Annotated in this window: 8 protein-coding genes and 1 tRNA gene; 7 read left to right on the top strand and 2 right to left on the bottom strand. The window is 73.8% G+C overall.

All coding sequences use genetic code 11. From position 1 onward, the window contains the following. Nucleotides 1–61 precede the first annotated feature (61 nt). Together IE271_RS39260 and IE271_RS39255 are read right to left on the bottom strand one after the other, a co-directional pair. Nucleotides 62–421, bottom strand: coding sequence for a chaplin (locus tag IE271_RS39260; RefSeq protein ID WP_190195229.1), 360 nt, complete (start codon nucleotides 419–421; stop codon nucleotides 62–64). A gap of 587 nt (nucleotides 422–1,008) precedes the next feature. Further along, nucleotides 1,009–1,084, bottom strand: a tRNA-Arg gene (locus IE271_RS39255). 311 nt (nucleotides 1,085–1,395) lie between these two features. On the opposite strand from IE271_RS39255, the gene IE271_RS39250 reads away from it, so the two are divergent. The 7 genes from IE271_RS39250 to IE271_RS39220 all read left to right on the top strand — a co-directional run bounded on the left by IE271_RS39250 (nucleotide 1,396) and on the right by IE271_RS39220 (nucleotide 10,795). Continuing rightward, nucleotides 1,396–3,003, top strand: a complete 1,608-nt coding sequence (locus IE271_RS39250) for a dynamin family protein (protein ID WP_190195228.1) — start codon at nucleotides 1,396–1,398, stop codon at nucleotides 3,001–3,003. 5 nt (nucleotides 3,004–3,008) lie between these two features. After that, on the top strand, nucleotides 3,009–5,099 hold the full coding sequence (locus tag IE271_RS39245; protein ID WP_373308909.1) for a GTPase: 2,091 nt from the start codon (nucleotides 3,009–3,011) through the stop codon (nucleotides 5,097–5,099). Between the two features lie 241 nt (nucleotides 5,100–5,340). Then, nucleotides 5,341–5,979: a single-stranded DNA-binding protein gene (locus IE271_RS39240; RefSeq protein ID WP_190195226.1), complete on the top strand. Its 639-nt coding sequence runs from the start codon at nucleotides 5,341–5,343 to the stop codon at nucleotides 5,977–5,979. Nucleotides 5,980–6,245: 266 nt separating this feature from the next. Beyond that, complete coding sequence (locus tag IE271_RS39235) at nucleotides 6,246–7,664, top strand: Cys-Gln thioester bond-forming surface protein (protein WP_229919939.1); 1,419 nt, start codon at nucleotides 6,246–6,248, stop codon at nucleotides 7,662–7,664. 355 nt (nucleotides 7,665–8,019) lie between these two features. Next, nucleotides 8,020–9,684 (top strand): energy-dependent translational throttle protein EttA, encoded by a 1,665-nt coding sequence (gene ettA, locus IE271_RS39230; protein WP_190195224.1) that lies wholly within the window; start codon nucleotides 8,020–8,022, stop codon nucleotides 9,682–9,684. Between the two features lie 2 nt (nucleotides 9,685–9,686). Then, nucleotides 9,687–10,106 (top strand): acyl-CoA thioesterase, encoded by a 420-nt coding sequence (locus IE271_RS39225; RefSeq protein ID WP_190195223.1) that lies wholly within the window; start codon nucleotides 9,687–9,689, stop codon nucleotides 10,104–10,106. Beyond that, nucleotides 10,103–10,795 carry a DUF8010 domain-containing protein gene (locus IE271_RS39220; protein ID WP_190195222.1) on the top strand — a complete coding sequence of 231 codons (693 nt, stop codon included), beginning with the start codon at nucleotides 10,103–10,105 and terminating at the stop codon, nucleotides 10,793–10,795. Before IE271_RS39225 ends, IE271_RS39220 begins: the two co-directional genes overlap by 4 nt. The last annotated feature ends 176 nt before the right edge of the window (nucleotides 10,796–10,971 follow it).

The following is a 10,971-nucleotide window of genomic DNA, read 5'->3' as shown; positions in this document are numbered from 1 at the left end:
GTCGCGGACCCGACCCGGTCGGGTCCGCGACCTCCGGGGGCCGACCTGTGCGGTCGGCCGCTCAGCGGCCGTGGCCGCTGTCGCCGCCGTGGCCGCCGTGGCCCTTGTCACCATGGCCCTTGTCGCCGTGGCCGCTGTAACCACCGTGGCCGCTGTCGCCGCCGTGGTGCTTCTCGCGGTCGCTCTTGACGACGCAGGTGTTGCCGAACGCCGGGTTCAGCAGGCCGATGATGTCGATGGTGTTGCCGCAGAGGTTCACCGGCACGTCGAGCGGGACCTGGACGGTGTTGCCCGAGATGACGCCGGGCGAGCCGATGGCGGCGCCCTGCGCGTCGGAGTCCGCCAGGGCCAGACCGGCACCACTGATCACCACGGCACCCGCGCCGAGGGCGACTCCGGCTGCCTTCGCGATGCGAGACATCACGTTCTCTCCGTTCTCTGTCGAGGGGGCGGCTGCACGAGCGCGACCGCACGGTCGGTTCAACGCGGCCGGACAAGGTGGGTAACGGGGTCATTGGGGCATCATCCGCCAACATGCGCCATAGCGGTACAAAAACATATGAAGTGCGGATACATGGGTACGGGTGACGGCCTGGGTATTCCGATGAGGGCGTGGAGGGGTGCGGCCGCCCTCCGTCCGGGGCGCACGAGTCCTGGGGGGCGCGACGGGCGGAAAGCGGAGTGTGCCGGCGCCCGGCGCGGGACGCGGCCCGAGCGCCGACGCGGGGCGGGGTGCGGCGCCCCGGACGGGTGCGGCCGGACGGGGGATTCCGGGCGCCCGGCGTGTCGCGCGGGAGTCATGAGGGGCGTCCGGTGCCGGTGCGGGGCTCGGCACGGGGCCCGGCGCAGGTCCGGCGCGCCGGGCGGCCGGCGTTGTTTCGGCCTATTTGCTCGGCCACCGCGCGGACGGCGTGTCGGCCGCCCCGTGCGCGGGCGTACGCCCCGGCGGACGGCTCTGAACAGCGAAAAAGCCCTCCCCTGAAGGAGGGCTGGACGCCGGACGGAAGATGGCGCCCCCGGCAGGACTCGAACCTGCGGCCAAGCGCTTAGAAGGCGCCTGCTCTATCCACTGAGCTACGGGGGCCGGGTGTGGTGGCCTGTGGTGCTGGTGCCCGGGTGTGGGCTGATCCGTGACCTTGCCGGGGACAAGGATAGGGCTCACCGATCCTTGTCCCTGATGCTTCCCCTCCGTGGCTCGATGTGGAGGTTCGGTGAAGCGGTCCTGATAATCGCAGGCAGGTGCGAATCGTGCATCGCTTTTGGCGTCCCACGCCCCGGGTGTTGTGCACTCGTTATGCCTGCGCCCCAGTCGTCCCTTCCGTCCCGTGTGCTGGATCGGCACGCAGACGTGCTCATATGCTTCAGAAAGCTCTTGAAATTGGGCATTCTTCGCATGTGGTGACCTTGGACGTACGGCCTCAGCTGCTCGACGCACTTTCCGCCCTGCGCGACCGTGTCGCCGCCGCACGCTTCCCGCTGCCCCTGCCCGGGGCCCCGCGCGCGCGGGCCAACCGCGACGAGCTGCTGGCGCAGCTCGATGACTATTTGGTGCCCCGTCTGCGGGAGCCCGAAGCGCCGTTGCTCGCCGTGGTCGGGGGCTCCACCGGCGCCGGCAAGTCGACACTCGTCAACTCCCTCGTGGGCCGCCGGGTGAGCGAGGCGGGGGTCCTGCGGCCGACGACGCGCACCCCGGTGCTGGTGTGCCACCCGGAGGACCATCACTGGTTCAGCGGCGCGCGGGTCCTGCCGGGGCTCACGCGCGCGTGGGTGCCCCCGCAGGACGCCGGAGACGATCCGCTCCTGCCGGACGAGGACGGCCCGCGCGTCCTGCGCATCGAGACCGCCGACACCCTCCCGCGCGGCCTCGCCCTCCTGGACGCCCCCGACGTCGACTCCCTGGTGGCGCGGAACCGGGTGCTCGCCGCCGAGCTGATCTGCGCGGCCGACATCTGGATCATGGTCACCACGGCCGCGCGGTACGCCGACGCGGTGCCCTGGCACCTGCTGCGGACGGCCAAGGAGCACGACGCGACCCTGGTCACCGTCCTCGACCGGGTGCCCCACCAGGTGGTGGCCGAGGTGTCGCGCCAGTACGGGGCGCTGCTGGCCAAGGCGGGGCTCGGCGACGTGCCCCGGTTCACCGTGCCGGAGCTGCCCGAGTCGGCCTGGGGCGGCGGCCTGCTGCCGGCGACCGCCGTGGCGCCGCTGCGCGCCTGGCTCGTCAACCAGGCGCAGGACCCGGCGGCCCGCGAGCAGGTCATGACGCGCACGGCCCGCGGAGCGCTCGACTCGCTGGCGGTGCGGATGCCGGAGCTGGCCGGCGCCGCGGCCGCCCAGTACGCCGCCGCGCTGCGGCTCACGGCGGCCGTCGAGGGGGCGTACGACGCCGAGTACGCCCGGGTGCGGGGCCGGCTGCAGGCCGGGGCCGTGCTCGCCGGGGACGCCCTCAAGCGGTGGCGCAGCTACCCGCTGGACTGCACCCCGGGCGAACTCCTGGACGCCCTCGTCGAGAGCCTCGCCGCCCTGCTGCTGTGCGCGGTGTCCGCGGCCGGCGAGCGCGTGGACGAGGTCTGGCGGCGCGAACCCGCCGCCCGGGTCGAGGTCCTGACGGACCGCGAACCCGAACTGGAGACCGCCGAGCACCGCATCGGCCTGGCCGTACGCCGCTGGCGCCGTGTCCTGGAGGAGTTCGCCGAGGAAGAGGTCGGCGAACTCGACAGGAGCGTCGCCCCCGACGCCGAGGCGGTGGCCGCGCTCGTCGCCACCGCCCTCCTGGGCGGCCGCCGGGCCCGGTCCGCGGGCGAGCGCCTGGCCGAGCGGATCGGCGCGCACGGAGCCCTGCGGCTGCGCGACCGGGGCGGCCGGCTGCTGACCCAGTACCTGGACCAGGCGCTGCGCGTCGAGCGGGACCGGCGGCTCGCCCCGCTCGACGCGCTCGACGTCCGGGCGGACCCCCAGGCCGAGCTCATCGCCGCGCTGTCGGTGCTGCAGAAGGAGAGGTGACCGCGGTGGCTGCCGTCACTGACCACAGGGACCACACCGACCCTCCGGAGGACGACGGCCGGAGCCGGGAGCGGGGCCGACAGGACGGGCGGAACCAGCAGGACCGGCTGGACCGGCGGGAGAACCGACAGGACCGACAGGACCGACAGGACCGGCAGGACCGGCAGGACCGAGAGAGCGGGGAGCACGCGCGCGTGGAGGACGAGAGGGCGGACGCCGGGCAGAGGGGCGACACGGTCGCGCACGCGCGCGTACGCGACGGCGCCGGGCGTGTGGGCGGACAGGGCCGGGGCGAGGACGCGCGCGGGCCCGTCCACGGGGCGACCGCGCGCGCGGAGGACGGTTCCGGGCCCGCGGGCGCCTTCGGCGGCGGGTCCGGTGCCGCCGCCCCGCAGGGCGCCTGGGACGACGGACTGATCGCGCGGCGCGTGGCGGAGGAGGCCGACGGCCGGCCCGGAGGAGCGGCGGCCGGGGCCGACCACCGGCCGCCCGCGGTGGTCCCGCTCGCGTACGACGGGCCCCTGCGGTCCCGGCTCGAGGCGCTGCGCGAGCTGGTCGGGCTCTCCCGGGCCCGGCTCGACGGCGCGACGCTCGCCGAGGCCGGACGGGTCCTCGACGAGGCCGCGTCCCGGCGCAGGCTCTCCGGGCAGCACACGGTCGTCGCCATCGCGGGGGCCACCGGCAGCGGCAAGTCGCAGCTGTTCAACGCCCTCGCCGGCGTGGCCATCTCGGAGACCGGCGTCCGCAGGCCGACCACCGCGGCACCCATCGCGTGCAGCTGGAGCGACGGCGCGGCCGGGCTCATCGACCGGCTGGGCATCCCGGGACGGCTGCGGCGCAGGCCCCTGCAGAGCGGCGGGGCCGAGGACCCGCTGCGCGGCCTGGTCCTCGTCGACCTGCCCGACCACGACTCGGCGGCCGTCCAGCACCGTGAACAGGTGGACCGCGTCCTCGCGCTGGTCGACGCCGTGATCTGGGTCGTGGACCCGGAGAAGTACGCCGACGCCGTGCTCCACGAGCGCTACCTGCGCCCCATGGCACGGCACTCGGAGGTCACCTTCGTCGTCCTCAACCAGATCGACCGGCTCCCCGGGGACGCCGCCCACCAGGTCCTCGACGACCTGCGGCGGCTGCTCGACGAGGACGGCGTCGCCCTGGGGGAGTACGGCGAACCGGGCGCGACCGTGCTCGCGGTGTCCGCGGCCACCGGGGAGGGCGTCGGGGAACTGCGCGAGACCCTGGGCCACTTCGTCGCCGAGCGGGGCGCCGCCGCGCGCCGCGTCGCCGCCGACCTGGACGCGGCGGCGGCCCGGCTGTGGCCCGTCTACGTGACCGGGCGGCGGACCGGGCTGAGCGAGCGGGCGCGCGAGGAGTTCGCCGCCCGGCTCGCGGACGCGGTGGGCGCCACGGCGGCGGGGGACACGGCCGAGCGCGCCTGGCTGCGCAACGCCAACCGCGCGTGCGGCACGCCCTGGCTGCGGCTGTGGCGCTGGTACCGGGACCGCGGCGAGCCCCCCACGGACCGGCTGGTCGTGCGCACGCCGGACGACGAGGAGGCGACGGCCCGCCAGCGCGTCGAGCAGGCGGTGCGCACGGTGGCCGAGCGGGCGTCCGCCGGCCTGCCCGACCCCTGGGCGCAGGCCGTGCGCGAGGCCGCCGTGCGCGGGTCGCAGGGCCTGCCCGAGGCGCTCGACGAGATGACCCTGCGGGCGGCGGCGCCCCCGGGCCGGCCGCCCCGGCCCGGCTGGTGGCCGCTCGCCGTCCTGGCGCAGGCGTCCATGACGCTCCTCCAGGTCGTGGGCGGGCTGTGGCTGCTGGGGCAGGTCCTCGGGACCGCGGCGCCGAACCTCGGGGTCCCGGTGCTGCTGATGGCGATGGGCATCGTCGGCGGCCCCGTCGTGGAGTGGGCCTGCCGCCTCGCGGCGCGCGGGCCGGCGCGGCGGTACGGGCAGGAGGCGGAACGGCGCCTGCGGGAGGCCGCCGCGGGCTGCGGCCGGGCGCGCGTCCTCGACCCGGTCGCCGCGGAACTGCTCCGCTACCGGGAGGTGCGGGAGCAGTACGCGCGGGTGACGGGGGTCGGGGTGCCGGCGGGGTGAGGCCGGGGAGGGCCCGAGGCCGTGGGGGAGGAGGGAGCGGCCCCTCATGCGGGCCGATGCCCCTTGTGGGTGACGAAGTTGTCCACAACCGGCCGGTAGGACACAGCGTCCTGCGGGCCCGGTCCGGCGGATGCAGTCTGGGACGGCGGTGGCCGCGGCGGACATCGTGAACGGGACCGCCGCGGCGGACGCGACCGCGCGGGACGGTCCCGCGCGGCACGGGACGAGGGAGGGGTCCGTGATGAACGAGACGACGGTGTGCGTGACGGGGAACGTGGCGACGCAGCCGGTGTACCGGGAGACGGCGGCGGGGGCGTCGTCGAGGTTCCGCCTGGCGGTGACGGCGCGGTACTGGGACCGCGAGAAGAACGCGTGGACGGACGGGCACACCAACTTCTTCACGGTGTGGTCCAGGAGGGCGCTCGCGACGAACGTGCAGGCGTCGGTCACCGTGGGCGACCCGGTCGTGGTGCACGGCAGGCTGAGGGTGCGCACCGAGGTGCGCGAGGGGCACGGCTGGGCCTCGGCGGACATCGACGCCACGGCGGTGGGCCACAACCTGGCCCGCGGCACGTCCGCGTTCCGCCGCGCGGCCAAGGGCGGGACGGCCAAGGGGGACGGGACGGCACCGGCCGCCGGGCCCGAGCCGGACCGGGAGACGGGGCCCGCGCTTCCCGGACAGGGCCGGGAGACGGCACCGGCCGGTTCGGACACGGGCTGGGGGAGGGCGTCGGCGGGGCCGGACACGGGCTGGGGGGCGGCACCGGCGGGGCCGGGGACCGCCGGAGAGGGAGAAGGGGAGGCGGAGTGGGCCGCCGCGTCCGACGGCAGCGCTCTCGCCGCGTCCGGCGACACCGTCCCGGCGGGGTCCCCGGTGTGACGCCGGATCCCGTTTGCGGTCGTACGCAGGAAGTGCCGCTTATCGACGGGCACGTCCGGGACGAAGGTCATGGATTTGTCGATAAACCCGGCTCGCAAACGCGCCCGGCGATAACGATTCCGATTCGGATCATTGATCGGACGGTATGACCGCAAAGCGCGGTGCGGCCCGTACCTAGGATGCCGGGCATCGGCTTTCGGGCTTCCGATTCTGCAGGTGGGGCCGCCAGTCCTCGTGTCACCGGGTCCCGCTCGAAGGGAAATTCTGTGCTTTCTTCGTTCTCTGCGTCGGCCTCGCGCGAGCGGGGGGCGGTGCGTCTCGCCGCCGCGGCCGCGGTGACCGGTCTGGTCGCGGCGGGCGTGCTGGCCGCCGCGGGCACGGCGGTCGCGGAGGAGACTCCGCAGCGGCAGGGCGGCGCGACCGCCACCATAGGCGGCCTCACGACGTCCGGGCCCGCCGTCATCCACGGTGACGACGGGGACCAGAAGGTGTCGGCGGGCCTGTTCGAGATGTCCGTCGACAACGGCGGCACCCTGCAGACGTACTGCATCGACATCCACAACCCGACGCAGAAGGACGCCAGGTACCAGGAGACCCCCTGGAGCGGCACGTCGCTGAACGGCAACCCCGACGCGGGCAGGATCCGCTGGATCCTGCAGAACTCCTACCCGCAGGTCAACGATCTCGCGGCACTGGCGCGGAAGGCGGGCGCCGGCAGCCTCACCGAGGAGGACGCGGCCGCGGGCACGCAGGTGGCCATCTGGCGCTTCTCCGACGGGGCCGACGTGGACGCCGTCGACCCGCAGGCGGAGAAGCTCGCCGACTACCTGGAGAAGAGCGCCCGGAGCCTCGCGGAGCCCCGGGCCTCGCTGACCCTGGACCCGCCGGCGGTCTCCGGTCACGCCGGGGAGAAGCTCGGCCCGGTCACGGTGCGCACCAACGCCGACCACGTGACGGTGACGCCGCCCGCGGTCGCCGCCGCGGACGGCGTGAGGATCGTCGACGAGGCGGGCGAGGAGGTGACGTCCGCCACGGACGGCAGCAGGCTCTTCTTCGACGTGCCCGAGGACACGGCGGACGGCACGGCCGCGCTGACCGTGCAGGCGTCCACGACCGTGCCGGTCGGCCGGGCCTTCGCCTCGGAGACCAGGAGCCAGACGCAGATCCTCGCCGGTTCCAGCGAGTCGACGGTCTCCGCGACGGCGACCGCCAACTGGGCCGAGACGGGCGCGATACCCGCGCTGTCGGCGGAGAAGAACTGCGCCGAGGGCGGTGTGGACATCACCGCCTCCAACGAGGGCGACGAGGCGTTCGCCTTCGAGCTGATGGGCGTCGAGCACACCATCGCGGCGGGCGCGAAGGAGACGGTGACGGTCCCGCTCCAGGAGGACCAGGCCTACGACTTCACGATCGAGGGCCCGAACGGCTACGAGAAGCGGTTCAAGGGCGTGCTCGACTGCGAGACCCAGGGCAGCCCGGGCGGCGAGACGACCCAGACCCTGAGCGAGCCCAGCCCGGCCACCGTGGACGGTTCGGTCGCCGGTTCCGCGAACACCGCCGACCTCGCCGAGACCGGCGGCTCCAGCGCCACGCCGGTGATCGCGGGAGTGGCGATCGCCCTGGTCGTGCTCGGCGGCGCTGCGGTGCTCCTCGTCCGCAAGAAGAAGACGCCGACGCAGGACTGACGCCGGCGGGAACGCCGTCCCGCCCGTGCGGAAGCACGCTCCCGCACGAGCGCGACGCCCGACCCGGCCCGCACGGCCCCGGCCCCGCCCCCCGGGCGGCCCGGGGCCGTCGCCGTCCTCCGGCCGGGCCGTCCCCGGCCCGCGCGATGCCGGGCGGGCGGAGCCGTGCCGGTGACCAGCGGTGACTGGCTGTAACCGACAGTGAGGGGCGGGTCGCCGTCCCGGTTGTCGCCCCCGGTGGTGAAGCAGCAGTTCAAGGGCGTCCTGGCGGACTGGTTTCCGCCCGGGGGTGGACGGCTGGCAAGATGGGGTGTATCTGCCCACTGCCTGATTTCAAGCTGCCGGACGGTTTCTCTTGGCTGAGTTCATTTACACCATGCGCAAGGCGCGCAAGGCGCACGGCGACAAGGTGATTCTCGACGACGTCACCCTGAACTTCCTCCCGGGTGCCAAGATCGGCGTCGTCGGTCCGAACGGTGCCGGTAAGTCCACCGTCCTGAAGATCATGGCGGGGATCGAGCAGCCGTCCAACGGCGACGCGTTCCTGACGCCCGGCTACAGCGTCGGCATCCTGCTCCAGGAGCCCCCGCTGAACGAGGACAAGACCGTCCTCGAGAACGTCCAGGAGGGCGTCGCCGAGGTCAAGGGCAAGCTCGACCGGTTCAACGAGATCGCCGAGCTGATGGCGACCGACTACTCCGACGCGCTGCTGGAGGAGATGGGCAAGCTCCAGGAGGACCTCGACCACGCCAACGCGTGGGACCTGGACTCCCAGCTGGAGCAGGCCATGGACGCCCTGGGCTGCCCGCCCGGCGACTGGCCCGTCACCAACCTCTCCGGTGGTGAGAAGCGCCGCGTCGCCCTGTGCAAGCTGCTCCTCGAGGCGCCCGACCTGCTGCTCCTCGACGAGCCCACCAACCACCTCGACGCCGAGTCCGTGAACTGGCTGGAGCAGCACCTCGCCAAGTACGAGGGCACCGTCGTCGCCGTCACCCACGACCGGTACTTCCTGGACAACGTCGCCGGGTGGATCTGCGAGGTCGACCGCGGCCGTCTGCACGGCTACGAGGGCAACTACTCCAAGTACCTGGAGACCAAGGCGGCCCGTCTCAAGGTCGAGGGCCAGAAGGACGCCAAGCGGCAGAAGCGCCTGAAGGAAGAGCTGGAGTGGGTCCGCTCCAACGCCAAGGGCCGGCAGGCCAAGTCCAAGGCGCGTCTGGCCCGCTACGAGGAGATGGCCGCCGAGGCCGACAAGATGCGGAAGCTGGACTTCGAGGAGATCCAGATCCCGCCGGGCCCGCGCCTGGGCAACGTGGTCGTCGAGGTGAACAACCTCAGCAAGGCCTTCGGTGAGAAGGTGCTGATCGACGACCTCAGCTTCACGCTGCCGCGCAACGGCATCGTCGGTGTGATCGGCCCGAACGGCGCCGGCAAGACCACCCTGTTCAAGATGATCCAGGGCCTGGAGCAGCCGGACTCCGGTTCGATCAAGGTCGGCGAGACCGTCAAGATCTCCTACGTCGACCAGAGCCGCGAGAACATCGACCCCAAGAAGACGCTGTGGGCCGTCGTCTCCGACGAGCTGGACTACATCAACGTCGGCCAGGTCGAGATGCCCTCCCGCGCCTACGTGTCCGCGTTCGGCTTCAAGGGCCCGGACCAGCAGAAGCCGGCCGGCGTGCTCTCCGGCGGTGAGCGCAACCGCCTGAACCTCGCGCTCACCCTCAAGCAGGGCGGCAACCTGCTGCTCCTCGACGAGCCGACCAACGACCTCGACGTCGAGACGCTCTCCTCGCTGGAGAACGCGCTCCTGGAGTTCCCGGGCTGCGCCGTGGTCGTCTCCCACGACCGCTGGTTCCTGGACCGCGTCGCCACGCACATCCTGGCGTATGAGGGCGACTCCAAGTGGTTCTGGTTCGAGGGCAACTTCGAGTCGTACGAGAAGAACAAGGTCGAGCGGCTGGGCCCGGACGCCGCCCGCCCGCACCGCGCCTCCTACAAGAAGCTGACCCGGGGCTGATCTTGCGGCACATCTACCGCTGCCCGCTGCGCTGGGCGGACATGGACGCGTACGGCCACATCAACAATGTGGTCTTCCTCCGCTACCTGGAGGAAGCCCGTATCGACTTCCTGTTCCGCCCGGACAAGGACTTCCAGCAGGGGTCCGTGGTGGCGCGCCATGAGATCGACTACAAGCGCCAGCTCGTCCACCGGCACGCCCCGGTGGACGTCGAGCTGTGGGTCACGGAGATCAGGGCGGCGTCGTTCACGATCGCCTACGAGGTCAAGGACCCGGACCAGGTCTACGTCCGGGCCTCCACGGTCATAGTCCCGTTCGACTTCGAGGCCCAGCGGCCCCGCCGGATCACCGCCGAGGAGCGGGAGTTCCTGCAGGAGTACACGGACGGCGCCGGTGACGCCTCGGAGGCCGTCGCCGCATGACGACGACGGCCCTGCACCTCGCCGACGACGGGGAGGCGGCGGACCTCGCCGCCTTCCTGTCCCGGCTGATCCACTACGACCGCGCGGCCGCGGTACGGCTGCAGGCCGCGGGGAAGACCCTCGCGGTGTTCGGGCGGCCGCCGTCGTTCGAGGTCCTGGCGATCCGCGCGGCGCGGCTCGCCAAGCCCTACGAGAACGGCCTCGACGTCACCCTCGACGCGACCGTCTCGGCCGGTGAGCTGCTGGAGTCCCTCGACGAGAGGGCGGCCACGGCCGGCGTGCCGGCCGCCGTCACCGGACCGCCGTGGGCCGGCGTCCTGCCGCCGCGCGGCGGCTGGCGGCCGGAGCCCGGACTGCCGCCGTTCGACGCCGTCCGCGCGATGGTCGCCCAGGCCGTCGCCGACTTCCGCGCCCGCATCGGCGCACTGCCGGCCGAGCGGCGCACCCGGGCCGAACTGGACGGCATCGGCCAGGAGATCTGGTCCCGGCCGGTCGGCGGCACCGAGCTCCCGCTGCGGGCCGCGCACGCGGCGCAGTCGCTGGGCTTCCTGCGGCCGACGGCCGGGGGCCGGCCGGAGCAGCCGCTGAAGCTGCTGGCGGCGGGCGCGTGGCTGCGGCTGCGCACGCCGTACGGATCGACGGCCGTGCGGCGGGCCGGACTCGGGTCCCTGGGCGTCAGCGTGCGCTGAGGCGTCAGCGCGCGCTGAGACGTCGGCATGTGCCGGGGTACCGGTGTGCGCCGAGTCCAGTGCCGCCCCGGCCCCCGGCCCTCGGCCCCTGAGTACCGGCCTTCTCGGCCGTCCGTCCCGGCACCGCGAGGGCCGTCCCCGATGCGCGGAGCGGGCCGGGCGCCCGGCCCGCTCCG

It is taken from the genome of Streptomyces minutiscleroticus (genome assembly GCF_014650875.1).
Classification (GTDB): Bacteria; Actinomycetota; Actinomycetes; order Streptomycetales; family Streptomycetaceae; genus Streptomyces; species Streptomyces minutiscleroticus.
The sequence above is the reverse complement of the archived record's forward strand: the minus strand, read 5'-3'. Positions and strand labels throughout refer to the sequence as shown.